The sequence below is a fragment of the Neotamlana laminarinivorans genome (genome assembly GCF_020523925.1).
Taxonomy (GTDB): domain Bacteria; phylum Bacteroidota; class Bacteroidia; order Flavobacteriales; family Flavobacteriaceae; genus Neotamlana; species Neotamlana laminarinivorans.
Genome location: NZ_JAJAPW010000001.1, coordinates 400,627 through 415,809, shown reverse-complemented (window position 1 = coordinate 415,809; position 15,183 = coordinate 400,627). Strand labels below are relative to the sequence as shown.

The 15,183-nt window shown below is 31.5% G+C and carries 15 protein-coding genes; 3 read left to right on the top strand and 12 right to left on the bottom strand.

The window, feature by feature from the left end; translation table 11 throughout:
- Positions 1-4 precede the first annotated feature (4 nt).
- The 8 genes from LG649_RS01910 to holA form a co-directional block, all read right to left on the bottom strand.
- The gene (locus LG649_RS01910; protein ID WP_226540346.1) at positions 5-1,069 is read right to left on the bottom strand and encodes an AMP-binding protein; all 1,065 of its coding nucleotides are present in this window, start codon (positions 1,067-1,069) and stop codon (positions 5-7) included.
- A gap of 14 nt (positions 1,070-1,083) precedes the next feature.
- On the bottom strand, positions 1,084-2,016 hold the full coding sequence (locus tag LG649_RS01905; RefSeq protein WP_226540345.1) for a CPBP family intramembrane glutamic endopeptidase: 933 nt from the start codon (positions 2,014-2,016) through the stop codon (positions 1,084-1,086).
- On the bottom strand, positions 2,017-3,054 hold the full coding sequence (locus LG649_RS01900; RefSeq protein ID WP_226540344.1) for an o-succinylbenzoate synthase: 1,038 nt from the start codon (positions 3,052-3,054) through the stop codon (positions 2,017-2,019). It abuts the gene before it with no gap.
- A complete protein-coding gene (locus tag LG649_RS01895; RefSeq protein WP_226540343.1) occupies positions 3,055-3,732 on the bottom strand; it encodes a metal-dependent hydrolase in 678 nt (225 codons plus the stop codon).
- Between the two features lie 11 nt (positions 3,733-3,743).
- Complete coding sequence (menA, locus tag LG649_RS01890; RefSeq protein WP_226540342.1) at positions 3,744-4,646, bottom strand: 1,4-dihydroxy-2-naphthoate octaprenyltransferase; 903 nt, start codon at positions 4,644-4,646, stop codon at positions 3,744-3,746.
- Between the two features lies 1 nt (position 4,647).
- Complete coding sequence (locus tag LG649_RS01885; protein WP_226540341.1) at positions 4,648-5,487, bottom strand: 1,4-dihydroxy-2-naphthoyl-CoA synthase; 840 nt, start codon at positions 5,485-5,487, stop codon at positions 4,648-4,650.
- 486 nt (positions 5,488-5,973) lie between these two features.
- The gene (locus LG649_RS01880) at positions 5,974-6,639 is read right to left on the bottom strand and encodes a uracil-DNA glycosylase (protein ID WP_226540339.1); all 666 of its coding nucleotides are present in this window, start codon (positions 6,637-6,639) and stop codon (positions 5,974-5,976) included.
- A gap of 1 nt (position 6,640) precedes the next feature.
- Positions 6,641-7,645: a DNA polymerase III subunit delta gene (gene holA, locus LG649_RS01875; RefSeq protein WP_226540337.1), complete on the bottom strand. Its 1,005-nt coding sequence runs from the start codon at positions 7,643-7,645 to the stop codon at positions 6,641-6,643.
- Positions 7,646-7,748: 103 nt separating this feature from the next.
- On the opposite strand from holA, the gene LG649_RS01870 reads away from it, so the two are divergent.
- From LG649_RS01870 to LG649_RS01860, 3 genes are all read left to right on the top strand, one after another.
- A complete protein-coding gene (locus LG649_RS01870; protein WP_226540330.1) occupies positions 7,749-8,189 on the top strand; it encodes a type I restriction enzyme HsdR N-terminal domain-containing protein in 441 nt (146 codons plus the stop codon).
- A gap of 2 nt (positions 8,190-8,191) precedes the next feature.
- Entirely contained in the window at positions 8,192-9,178 is a 987-nt protein-coding gene (locus LG649_RS01865) for a glycosyltransferase family 2 protein (RefSeq protein ID WP_226540328.1), read from the top strand.
- Between the two features lie 95 nt (positions 9,179-9,273).
- Complete coding sequence (locus LG649_RS01860) at positions 9,274-10,110, top strand: OmpA family protein (protein ID WP_226540326.1); 837 nt, start codon at positions 9,274-9,276, stop codon at positions 10,108-10,110.
- Between the two features lie 194 nt (positions 10,111-10,304).
- On the opposite strand, the gene LG649_RS01855 is transcribed toward LG649_RS01860, so the two are convergent.
- The 4 genes from LG649_RS01855 to LG649_RS01840 form a co-directional block, all read right to left on the bottom strand.
- On the bottom strand, positions 10,305-11,003 hold the full coding sequence (locus tag LG649_RS01855; protein ID WP_226540324.1) for a ZIP family metal transporter: 699 nt from the start codon (positions 11,001-11,003) through the stop codon (positions 10,305-10,307).
- 207 nt (positions 11,004-11,210) lie between these two features.
- A complete protein-coding gene (locus LG649_RS01850; RefSeq protein WP_226540322.1) occupies positions 11,211-11,831 on the bottom strand; it encodes an L-threonylcarbamoyladenylate synthase in 621 nt (206 codons plus the stop codon).
- A gap of 155 nt (positions 11,832-11,986) precedes the next feature.
- Positions 11,987-12,664, bottom strand: coding sequence for a hypothetical protein (locus LG649_RS01845; RefSeq protein WP_226540317.1), 678 nt, complete (start codon positions 12,662-12,664; stop codon positions 11,987-11,989).
- A gap of 101 nt (positions 12,665-12,765) precedes the next feature.
- Entirely contained in the window at positions 12,766-15,102 is a 2,337-nt protein-coding gene (locus tag LG649_RS01840) for an ATP-dependent helicase (RefSeq protein ID WP_226540315.1), read from the bottom strand.
- Positions 15,103-15,183: the final 81 nt, after the last annotated feature.

Sequence of the window (15,183 nt, the reverse complement as noted above, 5' to 3'; positions counted from 1 at the left end):
ATTATTAGGCCAACTCTAAAGTTTTTTGCCTGTGTATTTTACCTGAAGCTGTTTGAATAAATTTGGGTAATGTAATAACCTCTTTAGGTTTTTCGTATTTATCTAAAACATCAAAAACAGATGTGTCAAAATCTTTATTTCCTGTTTCTATTAATAATATTAGTTTTTCTCCCAATGTATCGTCTGGAATAGATGCTACAAAAAACTCTTCTTTTATTTTACTTTGAAGCTTCTTCTCTATTTGTTCCGGATACAATTTTATACCTCCAGAATTTATAACATTATCGAAGCGACCTAACCACTCAAAACTATTTTCTGAATGTATTTTTACAATGTCGTTGGTTATAATTTTTTCGGATGCAATTTTTGGTGCATTTATTACCAAACAACTTCTGTCGTCGGTTTGAACAGTAACATTTGGTAAGGTTTTAAAATAATTATCTGTTAAAGGATTTTTGATATGATTTAATTTTTTTACCGCAATATGTGTTACGGTTTCTGTCATACCGTAAGTTTCGTATATATTAGCTTTTTTGTCTTGAATAGACTCAATTATAGATTTAGAAACCATACCACCACCAACAATTATAGTTTTTATATTATTGATGTATGTGTCAAAACTTTTAAGTTGCATTGGCGTAAAGGCACAAAAATCGTAAGGTTTATCGAAATCTATAACAGGTTTCGATGTTGGTGCCAACATATCTATTTCTAATCCTAAAATAATGGCGCGAACCATCATCATTTTACCTGCTATAAAATTTGATGGCAAACAGTTTAGTACTTTATCTCCTGGTTGTAAGCCGAAAAAATCGCCTGTAGCTAAAGCAGAATTTATCATAGCTGCTTTTTTAATTTTTAACTTTTTAGGTTTACCGGTTGAGCCAGATGTATTCACTTCAACATAGTCATGTTGATCTAACCAATCTAACAAAAACTCGCCTAATTCTTGCTGAAAAGGATAACCTTCCTTTACATAATTATAAGCGATTTCCATTAAATCATCGTACTTGTAACTAAGGCCATCTAGTTTAAATTTTAGATGCACGTTTTTGTAAGTTGGTGTCATAGCTAAGCTTTTATTTATTCGATTATTTTATAGTTTTCTTGCCCGGGTTCTTCAACTTTACCAAATAATTTTTCATTCCAATTCGTCCATTTATAAACTTTAGAAAAAATAAACAGAATTATTGGATAAAATACGATAACTGGAAGTAAAATTTCGGTAATACTTGTATTCGCTTCTTCAGCTGTGTATTTAAAAATAGCATCGGTTTGTAAAGCAGACCAATCGCTAGTAACTAACAATGCAGCCATTAGGTTATTTCCTAGGTGAAAACCTAAAGCAAGCTCTAAGCCTTCATCCATTAAAGTCATAATTCCTAAAAGCAAACCGGTTCCTATATAAAAAACCATAGTAATATAGCCCATTTCTGCTACTTCTGGATTCGCACTGTGTGCAATACCAAACATTACCGAAGTGAAAATTAAGGGAAACCATTTATTTTTAACTAATACACCAATATGCTGCATTAAATAGCCGCGAAACAAATATTCTTCTAACCCGATTTGAAATGGAAAAAGTAAAATACTGATAACAAAAAGAATGGCAAACTTTAGGGGTTTAAACTGAAATTCAATTTGACTAGGATCTGCATAATAAGATACTGCAAACGAACCTACAGTTAGCAATACGATGACGAAAAAAGCCAGAAAAACACGTTTAAAATCGACTTTTTTTCGCGTTGTTGTAAGCGATAGTAAACTACGCTCATGCAAAAAACGAACTAATACGAATAACAAACCAAGTAAAAATGCAAACGGTAATAAATTTGCAACTAAAGATATGTTTGATGGAATGGCTTTCATAGAATCGTAAAGCATTTCCATATCTTCTTTACTTGTAAAAAGAAACATTATAAAATTTAATATAAATATTCCTGAAATTAAAAATGCTGTTAACAAAAACATCCATAATTCACGCTTGCCTTTGTAAGCTTGTTGTATATAATTCATTTATAAATTAAAATTAAATGATACGTTTTTATTAAAACTTAATTTACCATTATTAACTTGTAGCGGACTCTCGAAATTATTGGTAAATAAACCGCCTGTACCTAGACCTTGTGGCATTGTTGTGTTTTTTTTAAAAGTGTATTGTGCAATGGCGTTTAAACCAATATTGCTCTCTAAAGCACTTGTAATCCACCAACCCATATTATTTTTTTTAGCTAAATTTATCCATTCGTCACTACCTTTAAACCCGCCAACTAAAGTTGGTTTTAAAATAATATATTGCGGATTTATAGTTTGTAGCAATTGGGCTTTGTTTGTTACAGAAAACACACCTATTAATTCTTCATCTAAAGCAATTGGTAATGGTGTTTGCTCACATAGTGTTGCCATAGCTTCAATTTGACCTTGTTTAATAGGCTGCTCTATGGAATGAAGCTCTAATTCTGATAATATTTTTAGTTTTTCTAAAGCTTCAAGTGGCGAAAAAGCACCATTGGCATCAACTCGTAGTTCGATATCTGTCTTTGAAAAACTTCGTCTTATAGATTTTAAAAGATTGATTTCGGTTTCAAAATCGATAGCTCCAATTTTCATTTTAATACATGAAAACCCAGCTTTAATTTTGTCTTCAATTTGCTTTTTCATGAAAGCTTCGCTTCCCATCCAAATTAATCCGTTAATATTAATTTGTGCTTCTCCTTTTGTGAACTTTGATGGAAAAATTGAGAATGAATCCTCTGCTTCAAGTGATTTAAAAGCCATTTCTAAACCCATTTGAATACTCGGGAATTCTTTTGAAGCTTCTAATAACTCAGATAATCCTAAATTGATATTCTTACAAACCCAAAGCAATTTCTCTTCATAATCGAGTCTGTCGTCAATAGAAAGTCCTCGAAACAAACCACATTCCCCAATACCTTTTTTATTATCTTCTTCAAGAATTAAAAACCAGGTTTCTTTAGTTCTTAAAATACCGCGCGATGTACCGCTGGGTTGTTTAAAATTAAGAATGTATTGTTTGTAGTTTGCTGTAATCATTTACAATTCTATAGATTCACCAATTTCTAAAAGCATTAAATCTTTATCTTTTTCGAAAAATTTACGTTTTGCTTCTTCGTGGTTTATTTCGATGTAACCAAAAGTATCAAAATGATATCCTAAAATTTTATCACATTCTACAAAATCGCTTGCAAGAATAGCGTCGTCAATACCCATAGTAAAATTATCTCCTATTGGTAAAATTGCTAAATCTAGTTTTGTGCTTAAAGGGATTAACTTCATGTCGTAAGTTAAAGCAGTATCGCCAGCAATGTATATGTTTTTATGCTCACTTTCAATTATAAAACCTCCCGGTTGTCCGGCATAACTTCCGTCTGGAAAAGACGATGTATGAATGGCATTTACATATTTTACAGAGCCAAACTCAAAATCCCATTTTCCTCCATGATTCATTGGGTGCGCTTCGAAACCTTTATTTTGATAATGCATTGCAATTTCATAATTTGAAACTATAGTAGCATCTGTTCGTTTTGCAATAGCTTCAACATCTTCAATGTGATCTTGATGACCGTGAGTAATTAGTATATAATCTGCTTTTAAATTTTCTATATTAATTGCTGAAGCTTTTTCGTTTGGTGTTATAAACGGATCAACAATAATGTTAATATCATCTATTTGAATACCTAAACAGGCATGACCGTAAAATGTAATTTTCATTTTTTATTGTTTTAAAATAATTGCCCTACTCCCATTAATATAGCTAATAAAACCGTTGATAATGCTAATTTTTTAAGCTCTGGATCTAACTGTGCTGGTTCGGTATTTTTAACTACTGTTAATACATGTTTTATTATAGGAATAAAAGCTATTAAAAATATTAAACTTAGAGGATTTTTATAATAAATAATTCCAAAAATTAGAGCCAAACCTAATGCCATACCAATTAAAGTATAATGATACCATTTGGCTTTTTGACCACCCAGTTTAACAGCCAGAGTAATTTTATTTACTTTTTCGTCTGGAATTCTATCTCTCATATTATTTAAATTAAGCACACCAGTACTTAACAAACCCACCACAAAAGCAGGTAAAACGGCAATAAAATCAAGGTTTTTGGCAAATAATGCATAACACCCTAGAACACTTATTAATCCGAAAAAAATGAAAACAAAAATGTCCCCCATAGCTCTGTAGCCATACGCATTTTCTCCAACCGTATATTTCATGGCTGCAATAATTGAAGCTACACCTAATACTAAAAACAATACACTTAAAAGTATATATTGTGAACCAAAAGCTATATAAATGAGTGCAATAGCCAATAACAAAGCGACTACGATATTTATTTTTATGGCATTAAAAAGTTGTTTTGGTGTTATTTTCCCCGATTGAATAGCACGTTCTGGACCTATGCGTTCGGCATTATCTGTTCCTTTTACACCATCGCCATAATCGTTTGCAAAATTGGATAAAATTTGAAAACTTAAAGTTGTTAGAATAGCTAGAATACAAATACTCCAATTAAAAACACCTTTATATTGCGCTAAACAAGAAGCTAAAATAATTCCGGAAACCGACAATGGTAACGTTCGTAAACGCATTGCCGAAATCCATACCGAAAATTTATTCATATTAAGGAATCCATTTTTTATCGAAGTTAGGCTTACGTTTTTCAAGGAAAGCATTTCTACCTTCCACAGCTTCATCTGTCATGTAAGCTAAACGTGTTGCTTCACCGGCAAAAACTTGTTGCCCTACCATGCCATCATCGGTTAAATTCATAGCGAATTTTAGCATTTTAATAGAAGTAGGCGATTTTGCTAATATTTCTTGAGCCCATTCGTAGGCTGTACTTTCTAATTCGTCATGAGGAATTACAGCATTTACCATGCCCATTTCGTAGGCCTCTTGCGCCGAATAATTTCTTCCTAAGAAAAATATTTCTCTTGCTTTTTTCTGTCCAACCATTTTAGCTAAGTAAGCAGAGCCATAACCACCATCAAAACTCGTTACATCGGCATCGGTTTGTTTAAATATAGCGTGTTCTTTACTAGCCAAAGTCAAATCGCAAACCACATGTAAACTGTGACCGCCACCAACGGCCCAACCAGGAACAACGGCAATAACTGCCTTTGGCATAAAACGAATTAAACGCTGTACTTCTAATATATTTAGGCGGTGATAGCCATCTTCTCCAACATAACCTTGATGGCCACGTGCTTTTTGATCGCCACCAGAACAAAAACTATAAACACCATCTTTGGTTGATGGTCCTTCTGCTGAAAGCAATACAACACCAATATTTACATCTTCATTAGCATCATAAAATGCATCATATAATTCGCTTGTAGTTTTTGGACGAAACGCATTACGAACATTTGGTCTGTTAAAGGCTATTCTGGCAACGCCATTGTATTTTTTGTATGTAATATCCGTATAGTCTTTTACGGTTACCCATTTAGGTTCTTTCATAAATTTTATTTTAATCAAAAATAAGTTTTATTTTCAAATTGCTAGCAATAATAATCAATTGACATATTGATTTTACTTACTTTTTTACACGTTTTGTAGCTATTAGATGGTTAATTTCAAAAAAAAGCAAAATTTAATTAATAGTTTTTTAATAGAATAATTAAGAATCTATCAATAAACAACTGCGTTAATTATATATCGTACAAAAATAAAAGAAATGAGGGAATACCGTAACCACAAATAATCTTAATTCTGTATTTTTGGTGTAGTTTTTTTAACATAAAATTATGTGCTTTAAATGCTAATTATGTATTTCATCGGTTTTTTAAAGTATTTAAACTATAAATAAAACCCCCATTTTTATGATTTTAACAATTACACTAGTACTATCTTTTTTAATTATAACTAATTTATTTTTATTAAAATTTAGTTGTAATAAAATTAGTAAGCCAAACAACAAAAAACCTGTTGTTTTAAAACCAGATACTACCAATTTACAGGATTCTGAGACACTTGCTCCAACAGGAAGTTAGTTTTACTAAAATGCTTATTACCGAACCAATACCCTCTATTCGCACTCAAAGGTGAAGGATGTCCTGAAGCTAAAATTTTATGCTTATTACTATCTATTAATTTTGCTTTATTCTTCGCATAACCTCCCCAAAGTAGAAATATTACATTTTTATTGTATTTATTAATTTGACTAATTATAGTATTAGTAAATTTTTCCCATCCTTTTTTTTGATGACTACCCGCTTCATGAGCTCTTACTGTTAAAACAGAATTAAGTAATAAAACTCCCTGTTTTGCCCAACGCATTAAATTACCACTATCAGGATAAGGAATCCCTAAATCTTTTTCTATTTCTTTAAAAATATTTACTAATGATGGTGGATGTTTTACATCATCATTTACAGAAAAGCATAAACCATTTGCCTGGTTAACATCATGGTATGGGTCTTGCCCTATTATTACAACTTTTACATTGTTAAATTGACAAGCATTAAAAGCGTTAAAAATTTCATTTTTTGGAGGAAAACATGTTTTAGTTGAATATTCTTGATCAACAAAAGCTATTAGCTCTTTAAAATATGGTTTCGAGAATTCTTCTTTTAAATAAGGCAACCAACTTTTGTGAATATCAATTTTCATTTTAATTAAAAATTTTGAACAACAATTCCTTTAACAAATCTCCCTGAGGAACAGCATTTGCATTTACGCCTTTACTTTTAACATCAAATTCACGTAAAACTCCAACAATAGCACTTACTTTTCTCATAGGATAATTTCGAGCTGCAGCTATATATTCGTTAACAAAATATGGGTTAATTTTTAGAGCAGATGCTACATTACGAGGAGATTTATCAGATAATCCGTGAAAATACAATAACTGCGAAAAAAAGTTAAAAAGCAAAGCTACAGTTACTATCATAGGATTGTCTTTAGGGTTATTTGCAAAATAATTAACAATGCTATAGGCTTTTTTTATATTTCGTTCTCCCACTGCTTTTCGTAGCTCGAAATTATTATAATCTTTACTAATACCAATATTTTCTTCAATATGTGTAGGAGTAATTTCGGTTCCCTTGGGTAAAATAATTTGTAATTTTTCTAATTCATTATTTATTTTACTTAAATCGGTTCCTAGAAACTCAACAAGCATTTGCGCTGCTTTTGGTGTAATTGCATATTTTTTTGGAGATAACACTCGACGAATCCAATCTGCTACTTGATTTTCGTAAAGCTTTTTGCTTTCAAAAATAACTCCTGTTTTTTTTAAAGTTTTGTATAGCGATTTTCGCTTATCAATTTTTTTATATTTATAATTTACAACCAATATAGTTGTTGGCTGTGGGTTTTGAGCATAACTAGATAATTTCTCGATATTACGCGATAAATCTTGTGCTTCTTTAACTATAACAACCTGATATTCTGACATCATTGGAAAACGCTTAGCATTACTTACAATATCTTCAACTGTTACATCTCTACCATAAAGCACCATTTGATTAAAACCTCTTTCTTCTTCAGTTAAAATAGTTTTTTCAATAAAATCAGAAATTTTATCAATGTAATATGGTTCTTCTCCCATTAAAAAATAAATAGGTTTTAATTGCCTATTTTTAATATCGGTCACCAATAGTTTTACGTCGTCCAAAGGAAATGGTTTTATAGATTTATTACTTCAGAAAAATCAGTACTAATTGTAAATTATTTTAAAATAAAAATTTTAAAATAGCATTATAATTATAAATTTGCTTGTGCAAAAATTAAATTTTCCAACATATTCGTTTCGCTTCAAAAATAGCGAAAATAAAATTTCTATTTTCGATACTATTCGCAAAAAATTTGTCATTTTACAACCCGAAGAATGGGTAAGACAGCATTGTGTTAATTATTTAATTAACGTAAAAAACTATCCTATTTCTTTAATAAACGTTGAAAAAGAAATTACTATTAACAAGTTAAAAAAACGATATGATATAGTTGTTTTTAAACCAGACGGAAACATTAACTTAATTGTGGAATGTAAAGCTCCAAATATTGAAATATCACAAAGCACCTTCGATCAAATTGCACGGTATAATTTAAATTTAAATGCCGATTATTTAATGGTTACCAACGGGCTAAATCATTACTATTGTGCAATGGATTATAATAATGAACGCTATAATTTTTTAGCTGATATACCAAAATTTTAAATATGAAAATTGCCATAGTTATATTGAACTGGAACGGAAAGAAATTACTTGAACAGTTTTTACCATCGATTTTAAAATACTCGATAGAGGCAGATATTTATATTGCAGATAATGCATCAACCGACGATTCTTTAATCTTTGTCAAAAATAATTTTCCAGAAATAAAAATTATACGTAATTCAGATAATGGTGGTTACGCCAAGGGTTATAATGATGCTTTAAAACTTATTAAGGCCGATATATTTTGTCTTTTAAACAACGATGTTGAAGTTTCAGAAAATTGGCTTAAACCTATTTTAAATGAGTTTAAAAATAATGATACCGCTATTATTCAGCCTAAAATTTTAGACTTTAAAAATAAATCTCATTTTGAATATGCTGGAGCTGCTGGTGGTTATATTGATAAATATGGGTTTCCTTATTGTAGAGGAAGAATTTTTAATACCATTGAAAAAGACACCGGACAATACAATAATAACACCGAAATATTTTGGGCATCAGGAGCTTGTTTTTTTGTAAAGCGTAATATTTTTGAAAAATTACAAGGATTCGATGAAGATTTTTTTGCACACATGGAAGAAATAGACTTTTGTTGGCGTGCAAAAAACTTAGGCTACTCAATAAAATACATTAACAACTCTATAGTATACCACCTTGGTGGTGCAACATTAAACGCCTTAAACCCCAAAAAAACCTATTTAAATTTTAGAAACAGCTTATATACAATTACTAAAAATGCAAAAGGTAATATTTTTACACTCATTTTAGTTAGATTAATTCTAGATGGTATTGCTGCCATAAAGTTTTTAGTAGAGTTTAAACCTTTACATACCTTTTCAATATTAAAAGCTCACATATCTTTTTATAAGCATTGTAGTACTTTACTTAAAAAACGAAAATCACAAAAAAATAAGATATTGTATTATCATAAAAAATCTATTGTTTTTGCATATTTTATAGCTAAAACAAAGCATTTTAACAGATTATAATTACCATAGTAAAAGTTTTGTTAAAATGTTAAAATCAATCTATTTTTCTATATTTTTGTATCAGTAAACAAAGAAAATTAATCCTAAACATCATTATGAAAAAAGTTATAATACTTGGTGCATCAGCTATGTTAGCACTAAGCTCTTGTGTATCAAAAAAGCAATTTACAGATTTACAAGCAAAACAAAAAGAAACAGAAGATTTGCTTAACTCAGCAACAGTAAAATTAAATTCTTGCTTAGAAGAAAAAGCTTCTGTTACTGCAAGATCTACTGCCTTAGAAGAGCAAATTGCAGATTTACGTAATTACAATGAAAACTTACAAGTACTTTCTGCAAAAGGCGCAAGTAACGTAGAAAAAACGCTTGAAAGTATAAAAGAAAAAGATTTAAAAATTACACGTTTACAAGATGCCCTTACTAAAAAAGACAGTGTAACATTAGCACTAGTAACAAGCTTAAAACGTGAAGTAGGTATTAACGATCCAGACATTGAAGTAAACGTAGAAAAAGGTGTTGTATTTATTTCTATTGCCGATAAATTATTATTTCAAAGCGGAAGCTACAACGTAACAAGCAAAGCTAAAGATGTTTTAGCTAAAGTAGCTAAAGTTGTAAACAGTAAGCCTGATTTTGAGTGTATGGTAGAAGGTCATACAGACAGCGTACCATACAACAAACCACCGTTATTAGATAACTGGGATTTAAGTGTAAAACGTTCTACTTCAATTATTAGAGTATTACAAGATTTAGATGTAAACCCAAGCCAATTAATAGCAGCTGGTCGTAGTCACTATGTGCCTTTAGCAGATAACGATACTGCCGAAAACAGAGCTAAAAACCGTAGAACACGTATAGTAATTTTACCAAAAATCGATCAGTTTTACGATATGATTGAGAAAGAAATGAAAAATTTAGAAGCTGGTAACTAAGCCATCTCACAAATAAATAATTAAAAGCCCGACCATTTTTGGTTGGGCTTTTTTTATGCTGTAAATCATTTGGGCGTTTCCCTATCGGGTCAGGCTTTCGGCAGTCGCTCTCTGCGAGGAGCTCCAACAAATGCCTCAATCCTTAACGCGAAACCAAACAACTTAAAAAATATTACTAATAAAACCTTAAAGTTTTATTCGCCTAAACTATTTAAAAACAAAGCCAGAACTAAACCAATAGCAGTTGCTAAACCAGTCCAGTATTTATCCTCTTTAAAAGCCTTAGGAAACACCTCTAAAGCTAACGATGCTACAACCGCACCACCTGCAAAACATTTAATGTAATTTAAATATTCATTAGAAACATCAGCTAATAAAAAATGCCCTAAAATTGCAGATACAGATAATATTAACGCAGTAATAATCCAAAGCCACAAAATTTTCTTTTTCGAATCACTATTTTCTGCCATTTCCTTAGCACCACCAGCAGCTTCGGGCAAATTAGATAAAAATATTGAGCCCGCTAATGCAGCCACAGATAATGGTTCTGCCCCAATAAGCGCAACGCCCATAGCTAAATTTTCTGGAATACCATCCAAGGTAATTGCAGCAAGTAAACCGCCACCGCTTTTACTTCCCCATTTTTCTTTAATTAAATAATCTAAAACAGTAAAAACTATAGCGCCCGCAAAAACAATAGTTAGCGTTATTAAAACCGAGTTTTGTTCAAGTGCAGGATTAATTAACTCAAGTAATGCAGAAACCAAAAGAGCTCCACCTGCTAATGCTACTAAAAAGCCCTCTAGTTTTTTAGATAAATTACCATAAATACCCCAAACTGCACCAATTATTAAAGCTCCCGAAACAATAATTACTACTATAGTTGTTGTCATGGTTTTGTATTTTAATGTTGTTGTGTCAAGTTGATTAATTTCTGCTTCAATATTTCATCATAAATCTTACTATGACACATGAATAATCCTACAGAATTAACCCCAACTCTACTAAATTCAATTTTTAATAATTAATAATATGATTGGTTTTAACGATAATTTCACTACTTGAAACAAATAAAAGACTTCAACCTACATATAAACAACTTAATAAATATCAATATCTCCTTTTCCTTCACGTACTAAAACAGGTTCGCCATCAGATAAATCAATTACTGTTGATGGTGTATTATCTCCATAACCGCCATCAATAACTAAGTCAACTATATTGTCCCATTTTTCAAGAATTAATTCTGGATCTGTGGTGTACTCAATTATTTCATCATCATCGTGAATAGATGTTGAAATTATTGGGTTACCTAATGCTTTAACAATTTCTAAAGCTATATTGTTATCGGGTATGCGAATACCTACAGTTTTTCGTTTTTTAAAAGGGTTTGGTAACTGTTTGGAGCCTGGTAAAATAAAGGTATATGGCCCTGGTAAATTTCGCTTTAAAATTTTAAATACAGAAGTATCAATTTGTTTTACGTAATCGCTTAAATTACTTAAATCTTGACAAATAAAGGAAAAATTAGCTTTTTCTAGCTTTACACCTTTAATTCGGGCTACTCGTTCTAAAGCTTTTATATTAGTAATATCGCAACCCAAACCATAAACCGTATCGGTAGGATAAATTATTAAACCACCTCGTTTTAAAACATTTACAACCTTTGCTATTTCTCTAGCATTAGGGTTTTCTTCGTATATTTTAATGAATTCGGCCACAATTTAAAAGTATTTATTTTTCAAATTACTACTTTTTTAAATAAAATTATAGCCTAATTTAAGATTAATTAAATAAAAAATACCCAATACACAACTTACCAAAAATAGAATGGTATAGCTTGTATTGAGTATTTGTAACTTAAGTGCGTTTGGTTTTAAAAACCACCTCTCATCATGCCTCCACCTCCGGAGCCTCCTTGTCCGCCACCACCTTGCATACCAGAATCGTTACGCTCTGGACGCTGCGGTATTAAAGCTTCTTTTATTTCTTCTTGATAATCTAACCACTTATTGTACTTTTTATCATCTAAAAGCGTAAGCATTTGTTGGTTAAGTTTTTCTTCTTCCTCTAAAACCAATGCCTTTACTGGCTCAATTTTTTCTTTTGCGAGTTCCATAACCTTAAACATAGGGTCATCTTCCCTATTTTGTTCACTATTACGATTAGTTGATTGGTTTTGACCACGATTAGATTTTTGTGATTCGCGAACAGCATTTACATAAACATTTAAAGTATCGAAATTATCTTTATTTAAAAGTGCTATTTCGTTAACTCTAACATTATAAGTATTAATTGCTTTTCTAACCTCTAATATAAGATTTGCCTCTTTCTTTTTAAGTTTTATTTTTTTTAAAACTTCGGTATCATCATAATTAAAAATACCAGCTACTTTAGCGGCATCAAAATCTGGTATTTCTTGGCGTTCTTGGGTTTGTTGTCCGCCTTGACCACCACCTCTCATGCCGCCACCGCCCATCATACCTCCGCCTCCGGGTTGTGCAACAACTAACTTAAAACTTAAAATTATTACTAAAGTTAAAAATGCTTTCATACATATATTTTAATGGTTATACATTGTATTAGATGTATAACCCCATAAAAACATTCGTACTTAACAACAATTTAACAGTACACTAAAAGTTTAGTTTTGTTCTAGCCTATTACTTCTAACTTTGCAAAGCGCAATAATAATTTTTTAACACCTACTTGAAATTTAATTTCGGCTTTAGTGTCTGGACCTGTGCCTTCAATTTTTATAATTTCTCCGGTACCAAATCGATTATGTTTTACTTTATTACCAACGGCTATTTTGTTATCGAATAAATTTGGGCTTCCTGTACCAGAACTACTACTAGCTACAGGTTTTAAATTTTTAGGTGTTGGTGCTTGATATTTTTCGGCTGTTTTTTTTGTAGTACCTTTTTGAAGTTTTACTTGTTTAGCCGGTTTAAAACGAACCTTGTTAGGTTCCACATCTCCAAAAATATCAGCCGACAGCATTGGGTTTATTCGGCGTTCTTCAATAGGTGTTTCTATTTCTAAATATTCTTCATCTATTTCTTCAATAAAACGACTTGGTTCAGAATCTACCAATTTACCCCAACGATATCGTGATAAAGCATAGGTTAAATACGCTTGTTTTTCAGCTCTTGTAAGTGCTACGTAAAATAAACGGCGCTCTTCTTCGAGTTCACTTCGTGTATTCATACTCATGGCACTTGGAAATAAATCTTCTTCTAAACCAACAATATACACATACGGAAACTCAAGACCTTTGGCTAAGTGAATCGTCATTAACGCAACTTTATTACCATCGTCTTTATCGTTATCCATATCGGTAGAAAGTGCAACATCTTCTAAAAATTCGGCTAAAGATCCTGTGGCATCAACTATTTCTTTTTGGCCTTCAACAAAGTCCTTCATACCATTTAAAAGCTCCTCGATGTTTTCCATTCTGGTAACACCTTCGGGCGTTCCATCTTTGTTAAACTCGCGTATTAAACCGCTTGTTTTGGTAACATATTCGGCAAGTTCAAACACATCTGCAGTTTGGTTCATTACCTGAAAACTTTCAATTAAGGTTACAAAATCTAAAAGTTTTCGTTTTGTACCAGAGTTTACTTTAACATCGGTTTTGTCGATGTTTTTCATAACTTCAAAAATGGAACGTTTGTAGCCATTTGCAGCTACCATTAACCTATCGACAGTTGTTTGACCAATACCTCTGGGCGGAAAATTAATAACGCGTTTTAAAGCTTCTTCATCTTTTGGATTAATAATTAATCTTAAATACGATAAAACATCTTTTATTTCTTTACGCTGATAGAAGGATAAACCTCCATAAATTCTATACGGAATATCTCGTTTACGCAAAGCATCTTCAATAGAACGTGATTGTGCATTGGTACGGTATAAAATGGCAAAATCACTGTTTGGTAGCTGATGATTCATTTTATTATCAAAAATAGTACTTGCTACGTAGCGACCTTCATCAGCATCGGTTAACGAACGATGAACTATAATTTTTCCACCATCATCATTGGCTGTCCAAACCACTTTATCTAGTTTGGTTTGGTTTTTATCTATTACAGAATTTGCTGCATTTACAATGTTTTTAGTAGAACGATAATTTTGTTCTAAACGAAATACTTTTACATCGTGATAATCTTTCTGGAAATTTAAAATGTTATTAATATTTGCCCCGCGGAAAGCATAAATACTTTGCGCATCATCACCAACTACGCATATATTTTGAAACTTGTCTGATAATGCTCGAACTATTAAATACTGTGAGTGGTTGGTATCTTGATACTCATCAACCAAAATATACTTAAACCTATTTTGATATTTGGCTAAAACTTCTGGAAAACGTGTTAAAAGCTCGTTGGTTTTAAGCAATAAATCATCAAAATCCATAGCTCCGGCCTTAAAGCAGCGTTCTACATATTCTTTATAGATATCTCCCATTTTTGGGCGTCGTGCCATAGTATCGGCTTCAATAAGTTCTGGGTTTTGAAAATATGCTCTAACCGTTATTAAACTGTTTTTATAAGACGATATTCTAGAACGAACTTGTTTGTATTTATAAATATCTTTATCCAAATTCATTTCTTTAATAATATCGCGTATTAAACGATCTGAATCTTGGGTATCGTAAATTGTAAAATTACTTGGGTAACCTAACCTATCGGCTTCAATACGCAATATTTTAGCAAACACGGAGTGAAACGTTCCCATCCATAAATTTTTAGCTTCGCTTTGCCCAACTATGCTAGCGATACGCTCTTTCATTTCGCGTGCGGCTTTATTGGTAAACGTTAATGCTAGTATATTAAAAGGGTCTATGCCCTTACTCATCATGTAAGCAATTCTAAAAGTAAGTACACGTGTTTTACCAGAGCCCGCACCGGCAATAACTATCATTGGGCCTTCAATTTGTATGGTTGGCGCTAATTGCGCTTCGTTTAACTGACTTAAATATTTCTCCAAAATCTACAAGTAATTTAAAAGCGTGAAATTAACCATTGTTTCGCTTTTAATTAAGGGGTTTTATTAATATTTATAAACAGT